Raw genomic sequence first — 15220 nt, 5'->3', positions numbered from 1 at the left:
AGTGACATAAGAATTTTTCAATGATATTATATTGTTTGACCTATAATAAAAAGGAGCTGTTAGTAATGACGAAAAAAGGATACATACAATTTCAGACAGGTGAAAAAATCGAATTTGATTTATTTCCTAATGAAGCACCAGGAACAGTAGCGAATTTTGAAAAATTAGCAAACGAAGGGTTCTACAACGGTTTAAGTTTCCATCGTGTCATCCCTGGTTTCGTAAGTCAAGGCGGATGCCCTAATGGAAACGGAATGGGTGGACCTGGATACACGATTAAGTGTGAAACAGAAGGGAATCCGCATAAACATGAAGAAGGTTCACTTTCAATGGCACATGCGGGGAAAGATACCGGAGGAAGCCAATTCTTCATCGTGCATGAGCCACAGCCTCACCTAAACGGTGTTCATACAGTATTCGGTAAAGTGACGTCGGGAATCGACATCGCTAAGTCAATGCGAAACGGCGACGTAATGGAGAAGGTAGAAGTTTTCGACGCTTAAGGGAAGAGGGACGGACCTTATTTCCAGTCAAAAGATCATGATCAAGCAAAAACAATAGTTGAAATGACTTTGACGATATTGTAATATATTAATACAGGCTACGTTGTACGTAATCATAACGAAGTTTTAACCTTTAAACTGTAATAGGGAGTTTTACATCGAAGTTGGAATGTCAAGCCTCCACGACATGAGGACGACAGGAAACCTTCTGCAAACACCCACTTTGAGGAGTGGTGGTTTAAAACTTTCTTATATCTCATTACGGCAAATGTGGCTCCTAATAGCAGTATCTCAAGCCAGTTCCCAATCGGGGGCTGGCTTTTATATGCCCAAATGCTGTTGAGGTCATTAAAAAGACCGGATCTCAAGGAGATCCGGTTTGTTGATTATGTATCGAGGCCCCTCCCGTCCGTACATGGTTAAGTGTCCCGCAACAAGCGAATGTTCGGGAGGGGCAGTTATAGTGTAACACGGATGAATCCTATTTTGCAAAATGAATTAGTTCAGAACGCCATACCTTGTAAGGTACACATCAATGTCTGTGAAATCATGAACTTTAACAAAAGGAATATCTTTCTCTGACAAAATTGACTGAAGTGCTTTCATTGCAAATGTGACATCTGCCACTAATGCAGGATGACTGTCGGGTTCACTATCTCCTGCAAAATAAATCGTTTCATATTCCTGTTTAAGATCGGTAAGAACCTTTGATTTGTCTATCCCATATCTTTCAGAGTGATGTGGATGATGAGGATCAATATTCAAGTGAACATTCTTCTCCTTATAATAGCCTTGATTAGAATACACTTTAACATCCTTGATTCCATGCTGCTGCAGGATATGATGAATATAGTAATCTGTCCCTGCACTCAAAATGTAAAAGTCTCCACCTTGCTCCTGAACTTTACGGATGAAGGAAGGGACGTGTCCATCAATTTCGAGAGAATGGATGTCTTCGATGATTTGTTTCTCGTCTTGGTGTATGGATGTGAAAACACTCCGTAAGAAATCGATATCCTTTAGGTCTCCAGCTTTCCATTGTTTGAATAATTCTTGTCCCTCTGCAAAGTATTTCTCCAATACCAGATGATAAAAATCCTTTTTAGAAATCGTCCCGTCAAAATCAGAAACAAATGCCCATCTTTTCATACAGACTCCTCCTCATGACTAGTCCAATCGATTGTATCATGTTAGATGCGGAGGAGGAAGGGGTCTATTAATAAACCATAACAATATTATGTAAACTATTAGGTGGTGAAAAAATCACCCCACTGTAATGCAAGGTGATGTGGTATTATTTTTTCATACTATAAATGAACCCCTTCAGTACTTCTGGAGTCCGTTTCGCTTCTTCAACTGCGTGGTTGATCGTGGTCTTTTTGTTTTCTATATCTTCCTGAATTTCTCCCTGAGTTTCTTGTAACTGATTTGCTTCCGCTGTCATTTTATCCATACCGGCTTGAATTCGACCCACCGTTTGATTCATTTCATTTATGACGGGTCTCGTTGTCTTGACTGTCTTCATGAGTGCTGTCCCCAGCATGACCAAAGCAATCACCATTAACGCAATACTAGCATAAACCACCCACATGTCACTTTCACCTCAATATACTTTGTTTTTAGTTATATTCCCTAAATGGGATGAAAATAACGCGGGAAAATTAATTTCACCTGCTGTTTACTATATTCTACATAGCTAGTAATCTAATAGATAAGTTTAACCATTTAGAATAGGGAGTGATAGATATGATAAAGGCCATTATGTTTGATCTGGATGATACGTTATTATGGGACTCAAAAAGTATTGAAGAAGCTTTTAAAGTAACCTGCCATTATGCTGAAACGAAAGTCGGAGTTGACCCGGGGGCTTTAGAGCAAAGTGTCAGGGAGAATGCGAGAAAGCTGTATGCGAATTATGATACTTATGAGTTTACCCGGAATATTGGGATTAATCCATTTGAGGGATTATGGGGGGACTTTTTAGATGAGCATGATGAGGGATTCCGTTTGATGAAAGAAATCGTCCCTGCTTATCGGAAAAAGGCTTGGACCGATGGATTGCAATCATTGAATATCATAAATGAAGAGCTTGGAGAAGAATTATCAGAAAGGTTTCGCAAAGAAAGGAGAGAGAGACCTTTTGTGTATGAAGATACGTTTCAAGTATTAAATGAAGTGAAAGGGAAATTTAAACTATTGCTCTTGACGAATGGGTCACCGCATTTACAAAGGACAAAACTTGATAAGACCCCGGAACTCGTCCCTTTCTTTGAAGAAATTATCATTTCAGGTGATATTGGAAAAGGGAAGCCTGATGCGGCCATGTTTCACCATGCATTAGAAAGGCTGAATCTTGAAAGGGATGAGGTCATCATGGTAGGTGATAATTTACATACAGACATTCTTGGGGCTTCTAGTCTCGGGATAAAAACCGTATGGATCAACCGCCGCATGGAAAATTCTAAAGAAATTGTCCCTGATTATGAGATTACCGAGCTTCATGAAGTTCTTGGAATTGTAAATAACGTGGGTTGATTTAGAGAGGCTTCAAAGTGAAGCCTCTTCTCTTATCTATTCACTACAGTCATAATCGTCTGCCGCTTTTCATACTATTCACGGATGACACGTAAGAAGGAGAGTTAGGATGAATGGAATAGGAATACACCAAATAAGTGTTCATACGCCCCAGTCACGTGTATGGGAATTCGTCAGGGATCTGAATGCATGGGCTCATCTTGTGCCTGGATATATTGAGCATACAATCCTTTCAGTTTCTCAATCAGTGTGGAAATTCAATGCTCATTATGGAGTTGTGAAAAAAAAGGTACATGTTCAAGTTGAGATTACAGAATGGATGGAACCTGTTCAAGTGAAATTCAAGTTAAAGGGTGTGAATCAAACACTGACGGGTGAAGGGTATTTTAAAGCAGAAAAAATAAGCAACACCACCACTGATATGACGGGATATTTAAAGATTCAATCCACAAGTGTCCTGGCAGGCTTCTTGGAATCACTATTTGATAAAATGATTCATAATCTTACAAAGGAATTGACTGAAGCAGTTGCTGATGCAATACAGAGAAACAACAAATAACCGGCATGCCCATTTCATCTTGATGGCATGCCGGCTTTAGTTTCGATTCATCAGTCATTCATGCCAGCTAAATATGCTATAATGAACTATTTGTAAGCAACTGAATTGTTAGTTTAAGTAAAGATACATACACTATAGAGTACAAAGTATAAATCGCCTAAACGGTTAAAGGGGTCTTACCATGCAAAATCTTCACCTGCTTCAAGAAGAAGCAATAGAGGAAACCAAACAAAAAATAGAAGATGATATAACCAGTTTCTTAGAGAAAAGAGACGACTGTCCTTCTTTTCATGAGTATGTTTCAGAAAGAAGCGCATTCTTTCATCAAATCTGGACGAATATCTGGCTTAACAAAGTCACGAACGATGTTCTTCGAAGCCATAAGAAGGCTTTCTTAAGAAAGAGAGGCTACGATATCGAAGGAACAGACAAAAAATGGATTAATAAGTTGTTCCGTAACGAGATAAGAGATTATGAGCCGTTCCACATACTAAATTGGCTTAACGAAAATCAACCTTCAGACCGGGATTGGGAAGAACGCCATAAACGGGTTAGGGAAAATTATCTGAAAAGAAACGAAGAAAAAAAACAGGCTGCCCTTCAAAAAGAAATCCGGAAAGATATTCTTGCCTTTATAAACAAGGAGCTGGAAGAACATGAGCTCCAGTGGTATGTGGAGCTGCGCTATCTATTTTCGAAGAAAATCGTACATGATATGACGACGAAAACAAAGTATGGTCAAACAGAACCATATATGTTGGAAGAGAAATTAGAAGCAGAAGGAAAATTTACAAGAGAATCCTTTACAACTGTTTCTGATTTTCTTAAGGAATATACCGGTTCCATACATAAGAAGAGTGAGCACTGGGACGGTCCTGTATGGGAATATGAAACCTTTCTTTATCCCTATGAGAGGTTTGTCTACTACCATTTAGAACAAATTGTTTATCGTTCATTACTAAATCAAATACCGGAACGATTATCGTCCGATTACGTCACTGTATTCGGACAACCCTTATCAGAGGAGCGCTTAAGCAGGCTGAGTCATCACACACTCCTGACTCTGAAAACAGCTTTCTTCACCAAAATACAAAATGAAGATGTTGCGGATCTTTTTGAACTTGCCGAAAAGCCATTTGATGAAAAGACACACGTTACCATCTACAAAAGGGATCTAGAAGAACGGGAGAAGAAAAAGGCTGCTGAGTTAGCTGAATTAAAGCGGAAGGAAGAAGAAGAACAGAGGATGATGGAAGATATTTTTGGACGGGAGTATAGTCCTTCGTTTCGTGGAGATATCAAGTATATCCTCCATATCGGCGAAACCAATACAGGCAAAACCCATCGCGCCATCAGCAGGATGAAGGAAGCCGCCACCGGGATGTATCTGGCACCACTCAGGCTTCTGGCTCTGGAGATATTTGACACATTAAATGCAGAGGGAGTACCTTGTCATCTGAAAACCGGAGAAGAGGAAAAAGAAGTTGCCGGAGCGAAACATGTGTCTTCTACCGTTGAGATGTTCTATGAAAAACACGAGTATGAAGTGATTGTGATTGACGAAGCTCAAATGCTGGCCGATCAGGACAGAGGCTTCTCCTGGTACCGGGCCATTACAAAAGCAAGGGCGAAAGAAGTACATATCATCGGGAGTGAAAATGTCCGTGACCTGCTGATGGAGTTATTGGGAGAAGGAAACGTTCAGGTCCATAATTATAAGAGGGATATCCCCCTTCAAGTTGAATCGAAAGAATTTCAGCTCAGGCATGCCAAAAAAGGAGATGCACTCGTTTGCTTTTCACGTAAGAAGGTCCTGGATACGGCTTCAAGATTACAGAATAACGGTCACAAAGTAAGCATGATCTATGGAAGTATGCCACCTGAGACCAGGAAGAAGCAGATGATGCAATTCATTCAAGGGAAGACCAATATGATTGTAGCTACAGATGCAATCGGAATGGGTTTAAATCTGCCGATCCGAAGAATTGTGTTTCTTGAAACAGATAAATTTGACGGAACGAGAAGGAGAAGACTGACATCACAGGAAGTAAAGCAGATTGCAGGCCGTGCAGGCAGAAAAGGAATATATAATGAAGGAAAAGTGGCTTTTACGAAGGATATTAAAGTCATGAAACATCTGTTAAATCTCCAGGACCCTTCTCTTCAAACGTTTGCCATCGCCCCGACAAGTGGTGTATTTGAACGTTTTCAGCGATATTATCATGACCTGGACATGTTTTTTTATTTTTGGGAGAAATTCGAAAGTCCTTATGGAACAGAGAAAGCGGCCCTGTTGGAAGAAAGGGAGCTGTATGAATTAATCCGCGGCACCGATATTGAGGCTAAGCTTACGTTAAATGATCTGTACGGATTTTTACATCTTCCTTTTTCCAAAAAAGAGCCTGAGCTAACCGAGCAGTGGTTAGAGAGTATGTATGCCATTGTAAACAGAGAAGAACTACCTGATCCCCCTGTAAAAAGCAGAAACCTTGAAGAAAAAGAGGTTTCCTATAAGGCTGTGGGACTGCATCTCTTATTCCTTTATCGCATGGGAAGACAAACAGAAGCTTATTATTGGGAGCGGATTCGAAGCGAAATCGCCGATGGAGTACATGAAAGCCTAAGAACAGAGGTCACCTCCATGACCCAGACATGTAAACAATGTCAAAAGAATTTGCCTCCTGGCTTTGGATTTCCCATTTGTGACCGATGCCACCGGACAAGGGTGAAAAGAAGAACAAGAAGGAACCCGCCTCATTCCTGATTCCCTTGAGCAAATCATATGGAAGATGAGAGGATTTATGGTACGATCGTTAACGAGTGAATAATGTAAAAGAGGTGCGATTAATGAAGATTGAAGTTTGGTCAGATTATGTATGTCCATTTTGTTATATAGGAAAACGCCGTTTAGAGGAAGCACTGGAGCAATTTCCTCAACGTGATCAAGTGGAGATTGAGTTTAGAAGCTTCGAACTGGACCCAAGTGCGCCTGTTGATACGGACATGAGTATCCAGGAACTTCTGTCAAAGAAGTACAGAACTTCCCTTGAACAAGCCCAAAATATGACCGATAGCATGACGCAGCAAGCAGCAGCGGTTGGTCTCGATTTTCGCTTTGATACCAGTATACCGACAAACACCTTTGATTCTCACCGCCTGACAAAGTACGCGGAAACAAAAGGAAAAGGGGAAAAGCTTACCGAATTGCTGCTACACGCTCATTTTACTCTTTCAAAGCATATAGGTGACAAGGAAACCCTGGTGGAGATAGCGAAACAAGCTGGTCTGGACGGGGAAGAGTCAAAAGCAGTACTTGAAGGAAGTGATTTCTCCCAGGATGTCCGATCCGATGAGGAAGAAGCGAGACAAATTGGTGTGCAAGGTGTTCCTTTCTTTGTGATCAATCGGAAATATGCGATTTCAGGTGCTCAACCTAAGGACGTTTTCTTAAATTCCATCCAAAAAGTATGGGAAGAGGAAAATGAATCTTCATCCCTTCAGCAGCTTGGGACGGATGGTATGGCATGTGATGAAAATGGATGCGACATCCCTGAGAAGTAAAGGTTAATAAATGAAAAAGCAAGTGAAGACCTCACTTGCTTTTTCATATTTATAGATTTGCTTTAATTGCTGAAGAAATTTTCTGTGAAATATGGCTGATTTTTCTCGTTAAATGCGACTCCCACACCAAGTTGCTCATATTGAGGTTGGAGGATATTGTCCCTGTGACCTTTTGAATTCATTAATCCCTCGTGGGCAAAGATTGAACTAAGTTGACCGTAGGCTAGATTTTCCCCTGCTGTACGGAAAGCAATCTGATCTTCTTCCATGCGGTCGAAGGGGGATTGCCCGTTTAAATTTGTATGACTGAAGTAGTCCAGTTCAGCCATATCCATACTGTGTTTCCTGGCAGTATCCTTCACTTGATCGTCCCAGGCTAGGATCCCCAACCCTTTTTCCACGCGGGCTGCATTGGTCAGGTCGAAAAGCTGGAATTCAAACCCTTCTTTTAACTCGGTACTACCCTCTGAATATAAATTCTTCTTTCGGGATTCCAGGCGTTCATCGATAATTTGAATGGCGGTGACGGTATCATCTTCGTGCTTGTCATAAAACACCGTCACATAGCTTCCATCCACTTGAAAGACTTCCTGTTCTCCATTGTTCTGGAGCTGGAAAAGGGTTAACCCTTTCCGGATAGTGGTCAATGGCTTTCCAAGCTCATCCTGTACCACCTGTTTGGAAACTCCCATCTTTATTCCTGATGAGGAAGAAAGGAGGGATTGATTTGTATAAAGGCCATTCACTGCATCATTTTCATCATAAGATACCATAAGGAAATTACGGTACTGTTGATGATAAGCATACCATGCTCCCCCATATTCATTCGTCGTCTTTCTCATTGCTTCACCGAGTTCCTTCTCAACCGCCTCTTTTGGATCGCCCAATTCAATATTATGGACAGAGAACATTTGATCAGTCGGTACACTTAAAGGGGGCTTCTCTTTAGGAATCTCTTCAGTTGATGTATCAGATGGCGTTTCCAGATCCCTGAATGAGTCATCCAATTCAATAAGCAGAAGGCTTACTTCATTATAGATTCGATCAAACGTGTCTTGAACTTTAGGACTGTTTTTGATTTCCTCTAATTTTAAAAGTACAGATTCGAATTCTGTAGCACGGACTTTTTCTTCCCAAGCAGGTTTGGATATATAGGCAATTCCAATCAATAGGATAATAAAAAATAATCGTCTCAATGATGACACCCCATTCTACTTTCCATTGTATCCAATTTGGTGCATTTGTAAAAAGAGAAATGCTTATCCACTAGATAGTACCCAACCTGAGCCAATTTCAAGCCAAGGAAGCTGTTTTAGTATGGACGGCTCTGGGTAACATAATAGCATAAGGTTCAGAAGACAAACTTACATATAAGGGGAAATACACGATGAAATTATCACATGAAGAACGCATTCAATTACATGAATTCAATAATTTGACGAAATCTTTAAGTTTTAATATGTATGATATTTGCTATACAAAGACCCGGGAAGAGCGTGAGGCGTATATCGAATATATTGACGAGCAATACAATGCAGAAAGGTTAACGAAGATACTGACACATGTTTCGGATATCATCGGTGCCCATGTATTGAATGTTTCAAAGCAGGACTATGTGCCCCAGGGAGCAAGCGTGACAATCCTGGTTTCAGAAGGGCCGATTGTGGAAGTTCCCACCGAGCATTTTGATGAGTCACCCGGACCATTACCATCAGCCGTTACGATGCATCTGGATAAAAGCCATATTACGGTCCATACGTATCCTGAGTATCACCCACATGAAGGGATCTCTACTTTCAGGGCTGATATCGATGTTTCGACATGCGGGGAAATCTCTCCTCTGAAAGCACTGAATTATCTTATTCACTCCTTCGACACGGATATCATGACCATGGATTATCGGGTGAGGGGATTTACGCGTGATATTAATGGGAAAAAATTATTTATCGACCATGATATCAATTCCATTCAGAATTATATTCCAGAAGAAATTAAAGATGAATACGACATGATTGATGTCAATGTGTATCCGCAGAATATTTTCCATACGAAATGTAAATTGAAAGAGTTCGATTTAAACAACTATTTATTTGGGTATACAAAGGATGTACTGGATGAAAGTGAAAAAGATGAAATCACAGATAAAGTAAAAATGGAAATGGACGAAATCTTTTATGGTAAGAACATTCCGAAAGCATGATACTGAAATGAGCATCTCCCAACCGAAATGAAGAGGGAGGTGCTCTTTTTGATTGTTGTCTCCAATAATAAACAGATTTCCCTCATCCTATGGGATAAAAATGCTATATTCTCATTATTGCGAATATAGATTTGGGGAAGGGAATCCCATTGGTCATGAAGAATAGGTAAATATACTTGAAATTCAAGAGGAGGTAACAAGGGATGAATTCACATGAAATTGAGTATGTATTGCATGGAGATGATATGCAATTTGTTGAAATAGAGCTGGATCCCGGCGAAAGCGCTGTAGCAGAAGCTGGTGGAATGATGATGATGGAAGACGGAATCGGGATGGAAACCATTTTCGGTGACGGCTCACAAGGTGGCAGTTCAGGAGGATTCTTAGGTAAACTTGTGGGTGCCGGAAAGCGCATATTAACAGGTGAAAGTTTATTCATGACCGTGTTCACCAATGAGGGGATGGGGAAAAAGCATGTCTCCTTTGCTGCCCCTTATCCTGGGAAGATTATTCCTGTCGACTTAAGTGAGTTAGGCGGGAAGGTTGTGTGTCAGAAGGATGCCTTTCTTTGTGCAGCAAAGGGAGTATCAGTCGGAATCGATTTCCAAAAGAAGTTAGGTACCGGTTTCTTTGGAGGCGAAGGGTTTATCATGCAGAAGCTTGAAGGAGACGGGTTAGCTTTTCTTCATGCTGGGGGAACGATTCATAAGAAAGAACTTCAGCCAGGAGAATTGTTACGGGTCGATACGGGGTGCCTGGTGGCTATGACCAAAAATGTCGACTATAACATCGAATACGTCGGAAAAATAAAATCAGCCTTCCTGGGGGGAGAAGGGTTATTTTTCGCCACGGTTCGCGGCCCAGGGACCGTATGGATCCAGTCACTTCCATTCAGCCGACTGGCAGAAAGGATTTATGCGAGTGCACCTCAGGGCGGGGGCCGTTCCACAGGTGAAGGAAGTTTACTTGGGGGAATTGGTGACTTCCTAAACGGTGACGATTAAAGAGCAGAATAGCTTATAAAACACTTCCATCCCTTGGAAGTGTTTTTTTATTCAGGTTCGCAGTAGGCATACACCTATTTCTATTCATCATCATACGTTAAAGAAATGATGTAGAAAGGGTGATTGCATGGCAGGAAAGGTTCGGCATTATTATGCTGGAGGGAATACGGCTAAAGGTTTTTACAGTCTTTATGATTCCGTTCTGGAAGGATTGGGAAGATTATATATATTAAAAGGTGGTCCGGGTACGGGTAAATCCTCTTTGATGAAGTCTATTGGAGAACGTTTTGAGGAAAAAGGATTAGACGTGGACTATTTACATTGTGCTTCTGATAATCAATCCATCGATGGTGTCCTTCTTCCGGAGTTTGGAGTGGGAGTTGTTGATGGAACAGCGCCTCATGTGATAGAACCGAAGGCTCCGGGAGTCATCGAGGAATATGTAAATTTAGGGGTGGCCTGGGACTCTGAGGAACTTTCCCGTCATAGAGAAGTGATTCTTGAATTGAATGATCATATTGCCTCCCTTTTTAACAAAGCTTACACAAGCTTTGCCGCGTCCTTGAGAGCACATGACGAAATTGAGGATATATATATTTCCAATATGGACTTCAAGGAAGCGAACGAATTAACAGATGAGTTGATATCCCTCTTCTTTCATAATCAGAACTTGTCTAAAAGCCCGGCAGTTAAACATCGGTTTTTAGGAGCGGCGACACCCGAAGGGGCAGTAGACTTCATTCAGAACTTAACAGAGGATGTTCCCAAACGTTACTTCATTAAAGGGAGAGCAGGTTCAGGGAAGTCGACGATGTTAAAGAAAATTGCTGCTGCCGGAGAAGAAAGAGGTTTCGATGTAGAGGTCTATCATTGTGGATTTGATCCGAATAGTCTTGATATGTTGATCATCCGGGAGAAAGGAATCGCCATTTTCGATAGTACCGCACCCCATGAATACTTTCCAGATCGGAATTCTGATGAAATCATCGACATGTATGAAAGATGCATCACGAAAGGGACAGACGAGAAATATGCTGATGAAATTGAACGGACGACACAAGGTTATAAGGATAAAATGAAAGAAGCCGTCTCGTATTTGAAAGAAGCGAAAAATCAGCGTCAACGACTTGAATCCATCTATGTAAATGCCATGGACTTCTCAAAAGTAAATTCCCTGAAAGAAGACATTTTTCAGGGAATGAATGAATTTATTCATAGATAAAAAAGTCAAAACAGTAAGAGAACAAGGATACCTGAACAGTGGGCTTGCTATTGCCCTTGTATTTCATATATTTCCAAAACGCTCTCTTCACAAAAATGATGTTTTTTTAACGTACGTTCTCCCCGAAGATGAGGGGAACTGCTCTTGATCGGGACGCCAGTATATCAGTTGGTGATTCGAAGTTCCCCTCAACATCTTTAAGAGTGAAAGGTGAAAGAGCTAAATGAGCATTACAACAAAGAGTAAAATATCTGTAATCACAACAGAAACTGCATCTGGATAAGATGAAAGAAACTCCCTTTGAAATCAATTGCTCCCTAACGAAAGAAAAAAAGTGAAAGAGGTTGGGGACAGAAGGATTTATACCTAAATAAAACCCGAACTAATATTCCTGCAAAAAACGGAATATAGTTCGGGTTTTGCGTTTATTGAAATACACTTAAGATTTCAATTCTATCCAGAGGTTGACTGGAGTACAAGACGCATACTCCTGCGGGAAGGGAAGCATATGTGAGACCTTATCAGCCTCTGAGCAAAGCCATTCCGCATCCCTATCAGGAGGCTCACGGGCTACCTGCGGAAAGCGGAGTATTGCAGGGAAATCATTAGAGGTATAAAGACGCCTCACTGGAATTGTTTGTGTTAATGTGAGGGTTTTTAAGCTATGTCCAAGCCTCTTTTTGTGCGATAATGTCGGAATGCACTTGAAACTATTTTAGAATAATAATCGAAAAAAGACATATTATTTTAGGATAATAAAGGATCAGGTGCAGCTTTATGGTACGATAATTAAGAGAAATGTTTTATAAAAAGGGGTTAAATAAGACAAAATGAATCTGGTGTCCTGGAATGTAAATGGTATAAGAGCATGTGTGAAAAAAGGATTTTTGGATTATTTCCAACGGGTGGATGCAGATGTTTTTTGCCTGCAAGAAACAAAGCTCCAAGACGGACAAATTTCGTTGGATTTAAAAGGTTATCATCAATATTGGAACTATGCGATAAGAAAAGGGTACTCTGGAACAGCCGTATTTACTAAAAAAAAGCCATTGTCGGTTGCATATGGAATGAACGGTGATATTGAACCTGAAGGGAGGATCATCACATGTGAATTTGATTCTTTTTATTTGGTTAATGTGTACACCCCTAATTCCAAAAGAGATCTTTCAAGGATTGGTGAACGTCTTGAGTGGGAGGATGCGTTAAGAGAGTATCTTCTAAAATTGGACAAGGAGAAACCTGTCGTTCTCTGTGGGGATTTGAATGTCGCACATGCTGAAATCGACTTAAAAAACGACAAGTCCAATCGAGGAAATTCAGGATTTACGGATGAAGAGCGGGAGAAAATGACCATTCTTCTCAGGGAGGGGTTTGTCGATAGTTTCCGACATGTCCATCCTAAAAGGGAGGATGCATTTAGCTGGTGGTCTTATATGAATCATGTCCGTGAACGGAATATAGGATGGAGAATCGACTATTTTATCGTTTCGAGCCGGATCTCCCCAATGATTAAGGAAGCTCAGATTCATTCGGAAATCCTCGGCAGCGATCATTGTCCTGTATACTTAGAGTTAGAGTAGTACATACAAGAAGTAGACCATATGATAATGGAGGGTAAAGGATGCTTTCAAAAAGATTACAGCAATTTATTGATGAGTCGGATGGTAAGGTGGCATTATTTCAACTGGAAAAAGATTATGCAGTTAAGCAAGGGTTAACAGGAACTGATAAGATTCATCCCCCGTCGTCTGCTTCGCGGTTTGAGGAAGCTTACATTGAGCGAAGCTATAAGGAAACAGAAGAATTGATTAACGTTGAGTCTTACCAATTTATTGAACAACAATCGATCAGTTACCTGAAGGAACACATAGACGAGTTCATTTTCCTTGAATCAGCGTGGTTCGAAGTGATCGGAGTGGATGCTGTTTCATTGGAAGTGGACGATGTGTTTGGAACATATGATGCGATGCTTGGATTAAAGTTACAGAAAAAACAACGTGATCCTATCGAGAAATACCTTGATGAAACGCTTAACGGAAATACTTCCTATGATTTGTTATTCAATGGGGAGGACGGGTTGTGGGATCTGAACTTCACCTTAAATGATCACCCTGATTTTCATGAAGGATTAACCATGCTGGCAGCCTATGAGCTCGTATATGATTTCCTTTTTCACCTTCTGGAGTCAGTGGATGCAGGGTGAAATGCCCCCCCTTTGTATTACCGTGTACGAAGGGGATTTTTTTTGCTTCTTACCGGTGGAGATAGATGGTATAGTAAAATGAGAAAATTTGGTAGAATGTGCAAATGCAATGAAGAAAGAACATCATGATGAATAGAAAGAAAGATGTATTTACTAATTTTTTTGAGTCGGAGGATGGGCTTGTTGGCGATTAAACTCTCAATTATCTTTTTTTGTATGGTAATAGTGTCTTTATACATCATGAGAACATACCGTAATTTGTCTTCTGTGGAGAAGGAGAATTTAAAAGAGGAGCTTAGGAACCCAGTCCCGCTTCTCTTGATTGCATTGGTTTATATTGGTATTATGGTTCTTTTTATGGGGCTTTTTTTAGATTTTGATGTCCTGAAATACATTGCGTTTGTTTTGATGGGGTTTGGCTTGGTGTTCATTGGTGCAGAAGAATGGAAAGAGGATTTCAAGAGAGGGTTGCTGATCGTAACCGCTGGAAGCGCTGTCCTTTTAGTAACAGGGTTGCATTGTGTCGGAATGTTCTTCTAAAGGAAATCTGGAATATGATACATCTTGCTGCTATGAAGCTGTGAGTTTCTGCAATAATAGTGAAGGGTCTAAAATGGCGGTGGAACACAGAAAGTGTTTCACCGCATATACTGCCTGTTTCAATGATTAAAAGGGTCCCCCTCATTTCCGTTTGCGGATCTCTTCTGTCACCACCTGTGCGAGATCATCGTTTCCAAACAGGGAGAGGACACCGAGTAAGGTCGTATCAGGGATTTCTTCAGATTCTTCTTTAGGTACAGTTAAGTCGATCCCCTGCAAAAGGGCTGGATTAGCATCTTGATCGGGATAGGCCTTTCGGTAGAGAAAAGCCGGATCAAGATCGTGGTTAACGCACCACTGAGCGAAAACGAGAATCATCATATGCTCGTCCTTCTGATAATTTTGAATGATTTTTTCCTGCATTTCTTTAGAGTTCATTGAATTCTCTCCTTAAATCGTATCTCTTTCTATTATAACGAAGATTATGCAGCAAGCCCATTCATTTGGTTAAGAGTGATGAGAGGAATACGTTTTTAAAATCCACCGGTTTAGGTGTATAATAGGGTGATAAACGAAACTTGTTTCACATTGAAAGGAAGTCAGAGAAATGAACATTACAAGGCATACTGCAGAGGAACTTAAAGATCCTACCGGAATCCTTAGCGGAGAGCGTTATGAAGTTATACTTGATATTGAAGTACCCGAGGATGATGAACTTTACAGCGAGCAGGGTATATATATAAAAGCCATTTTTGTTCGTGACGAGAGCGGTTCCAGGATCGTACAGTCGACCATAGTTGAAAGAAACACTGAAGCATATCTTGATTTTGAATTAGAAGAAGATGAAGAAAGTCTCCTTCTTTCATATTGCATGGAAAATATCAGGTAAACGA

The 15220-nt window shown here is 40.6% G+C and carries 16 protein-coding genes and 1 other RNA gene; 13 read left to right on the top strand and 4 right to left on the bottom strand.

Annotation, left to right across the window (positions count from 1 at the left end):
• Positions 1-65 precede the first annotated feature (65 nt).
• Together LS684_RS22950 and ssrS are read left to right on the top strand one after the other, a co-directional pair.
• A complete protein-coding gene (locus LS684_RS22950) occupies positions 66-503 on the top strand; it encodes a peptidylprolyl isomerase (RefSeq protein WP_169215024.1) in 438 nt (145 codons plus the stop codon).
• A 92-nt stretch (positions 504-595) separates the two neighbouring features.
• Positions 596-784, top strand: a non-coding RNA gene (gene ssrS, locus LS684_RS22945) — 6S RNA.
• Positions 785-1001: 217 nt separating this feature from the next.
• Here the strand turns inward: ssrS and LS684_RS22940 are convergent.
• Both LS684_RS22940 and LS684_RS22935 read right to left on the bottom strand, forming a co-directional pair.
• Complete coding sequence (locus LS684_RS22940) at positions 1002-1652, bottom strand: MtnX-like HAD-IB family phosphatase (RefSeq protein WP_169215023.1); 651 nt, start codon at positions 1650-1652, stop codon at positions 1002-1004.
• A 145-nt stretch (positions 1653-1797) separates the two neighbouring features.
• Complete coding sequence (locus LS684_RS22935) at positions 1798-2094, bottom strand: DUF948 domain-containing protein (RefSeq protein ID WP_169215022.1); 297 nt, start codon at positions 2092-2094, stop codon at positions 1798-1800.
• 155 nt (positions 2095-2249) lie between these two features.
• On the opposite strand from LS684_RS22935, the gene LS684_RS22930 reads away from it, so the two are divergent.
• The 4 genes from LS684_RS22930 to LS684_RS22915 all read left to right on the top strand — a co-directional run bounded on the left by LS684_RS22930 (position 2250) and on the right by LS684_RS22915 (position 7158).
• The gene (locus tag LS684_RS22930) at positions 2250-3038 is read left to right on the top strand and encodes an HAD family hydrolase (RefSeq protein ID WP_233812004.1); all 789 of its coding nucleotides are present in this window, start codon (positions 2250-2252) and stop codon (positions 3036-3038) included.
• A gap of 109 nt (positions 3039-3147) precedes the next feature.
• A complete protein-coding gene (locus LS684_RS22925; protein ID WP_169215020.1) occupies positions 3148-3597 on the top strand; it encodes an SRPBCC family protein in 450 nt (149 codons plus the stop codon).
• Positions 3598-3778: 181 nt separating this feature from the next.
• The gene (locus LS684_RS22920; protein WP_233812003.1) at positions 3779-6361 is read left to right on the top strand and encodes a helicase-related protein; all 2583 of its coding nucleotides are present in this window, start codon (positions 3779-3781) and stop codon (positions 6359-6361) included.
• A gap of 83 nt (positions 6362-6444) precedes the next feature.
• Positions 6445-7158 (top strand): DsbA family oxidoreductase, encoded by a 714-nt coding sequence (locus LS684_RS22915; RefSeq protein WP_225003301.1) that lies wholly within the window; start codon positions 6445-6447, stop codon positions 7156-7158.
• Positions 7159-7220: 62 nt separating this feature from the next.
• Here LS684_RS22915 and LS684_RS22910 read toward each other — a convergent pair whose 3' ends face one another.
• On the bottom strand, positions 7221-8363 hold the full coding sequence (locus tag LS684_RS22910; protein WP_349293149.1) for a CAP domain-containing protein: 1143 nt from the start codon (positions 8361-8363) through the stop codon (positions 7221-7223).
• A 182-nt stretch (positions 8364-8545) separates the two neighbouring features.
• Here LS684_RS22910 and speD point away from each other — a divergent pair, with 182 nt between their 5' ends.
• The 6 genes from speD (at position 8546) to LS684_RS22880 (ending at position 14327) form a co-directional block, all read left to right on the top strand.
• Positions 8546-9358: an adenosylmethionine decarboxylase gene (gene speD, locus LS684_RS22905; RefSeq protein WP_169215015.1), complete on the top strand. Its 813-nt coding sequence runs from the start codon at positions 8546-8548 to the stop codon at positions 9356-9358.
• Between the two features lie 203 nt (positions 9359-9561).
• Positions 9562-10362 carry a TIGR00266 family protein gene (locus LS684_RS22900; protein ID WP_169215014.1) on the top strand — a complete coding sequence of 267 codons (801 nt, stop codon included), beginning with the start codon at positions 9562-9564 and terminating at the stop codon, positions 10360-10362.
• A gap of 127 nt (positions 10363-10489) precedes the next feature.
• On the top strand, positions 10490-11584 hold the full coding sequence (locus LS684_RS22895; protein WP_225003299.1) for a PRK06851 family protein: 1095 nt from the start codon (positions 10490-10492) through the stop codon (positions 11582-11584).
• An 830-nt stretch (positions 11585-12414) separates the two neighbouring features.
• Positions 12415-13164, top strand: coding sequence for an exodeoxyribonuclease III (locus LS684_RS22890; protein ID WP_225003298.1), 750 nt, complete (start codon positions 12415-12417; stop codon positions 13162-13164).
• Between the two features lie 41 nt (positions 13165-13205).
• Positions 13206-13787 carry a branched-chain amino acid aminotransferase gene (locus LS684_RS22885; protein ID WP_233812001.1) on the top strand — a complete coding sequence of 194 codons (582 nt, stop codon included), beginning with the start codon at positions 13206-13208 and terminating at the stop codon, positions 13785-13787.
• A gap of 183 nt (positions 13788-13970) precedes the next feature.
• Positions 13971-14327, top strand: a complete 357-nt coding sequence (locus tag LS684_RS22880; protein WP_233812000.1) for a hypothetical protein — start codon at positions 13971-13973, stop codon at positions 14325-14327.
• Positions 14328-14468: 141 nt separating this feature from the next.
• Here the strand turns inward: LS684_RS22880 and LS684_RS22875 are convergent, their stop codons facing one another.
• The gene (locus tag LS684_RS22875; protein WP_225003295.1) at positions 14469-14765 is read right to left on the bottom strand and encodes a protein YxiS; all 297 of its coding nucleotides are present in this window, start codon (positions 14763-14765) and stop codon (positions 14469-14471) included.
• A gap of 169 nt (positions 14766-14934) precedes the next feature.
• On the opposite strand from LS684_RS22875, the gene LS684_RS22870 reads away from it, so the two are divergent.
• Complete coding sequence (locus tag LS684_RS22870) at positions 14935-15216, top strand: DUF6509 family protein (RefSeq protein ID WP_169215010.1); 282 nt, start codon at positions 14935-14937, stop codon at positions 15214-15216.
• The last annotated feature ends 4 nt before the right edge of the window (positions 15217-15220 follow it).

This window comes from Cytobacillus spongiae, assembly GCF_021390075.1.
The sequence above is the reverse complement of the archived record's forward strand: the minus strand, read 5'-3'. Positions and strand labels throughout refer to the sequence as shown.

What these genes read in the sequence shown, in the direction of transcription:
- LS684_RS22915 (WP_225003301.1), top strand. Translation starts at nt 6,445, where the DNA reads ATGAAGATTGAAGTTTGGTCAGATTATGTATGTCCATTTTGTTATATA.
- LS684_RS22950 (WP_169215024.1), top strand. Translation starts at nt 66, where the DNA reads ATGACGAAAAAAGGATACATACAATTTCAGACAGGTGAAAAAATCGAA.
- LS684_RS22885 (WP_233812001.1), top strand. Translation starts at nt 13,206, where the DNA reads ATGCTTTCAAAAAGATTACAGCAATTTATTGATGAGTCGGATGGTAAG.
- LS684_RS22890 (WP_225003298.1), top strand. Translation starts at nt 12,415, where the DNA reads ATGAATCTGGTGTCCTGGAATGTAAATGGTATAAGAGCATGTGTGAAA.
- LS684_RS22875 (WP_225003295.1), bottom strand. Translation starts at nt 14,765, where the DNA reads ATGAACTCTAAAGAAATGCAGGAAAAAATCATTCAAAATTATCAGAAG.
- LS684_RS22930 (WP_233812004.1), top strand. Translation starts at nt 2,250, where the DNA reads ATGATAAAGGCCATTATGTTTGATCTGGATGATACGTTATTATGGGAC.
- LS684_RS22900 (WP_169215014.1), top strand. Translation starts at nt 9,562, where the DNA reads ATGAATTCACATGAAATTGAGTATGTATTGCATGGAGATGATATGCAA.
- LS684_RS22895 (WP_225003299.1), top strand. Translation starts at nt 10,490, where the DNA reads ATGGCAGGAAAGGTTCGGCATTATTATGCTGGAGGGAATACGGCTAAA.
- LS684_RS22870 (WP_169215010.1), top strand. Translation starts at nt 14,935, where the DNA reads ATGAACATTACAAGGCATACTGCAGAGGAACTTAAAGATCCTACCGGA.
- LS684_RS22935 (WP_169215022.1), bottom strand. Translation starts at nt 2,094, where the DNA reads ATGTGGGTGGTTTATGCTAGTATTGCGTTAATGGTGATTGCTTTGGTC.
- LS684_RS22925 (WP_169215020.1), top strand. Translation starts at nt 3,148, where the DNA reads ATGAATGGAATAGGAATACACCAAATAAGTGTTCATACGCCCCAGTCA.
- LS684_RS22920 (WP_233812003.1), top strand. Translation starts at nt 3,779, where the DNA reads ATGCAAAATCTTCACCTGCTTCAAGAAGAAGCAATAGAGGAAACCAAA.
- speD (WP_169215015.1), top strand. Translation starts at nt 8,546, where the DNA reads ATGAAATTATCACATGAAGAACGCATTCAATTACATGAATTCAATAAT.
- LS684_RS22940 (WP_169215023.1), bottom strand. Translation starts at nt 1,652, where the DNA reads ATGAAAAGATGGGCATTTGTTTCTGATTTTGACGGGACGATTTCTAAA.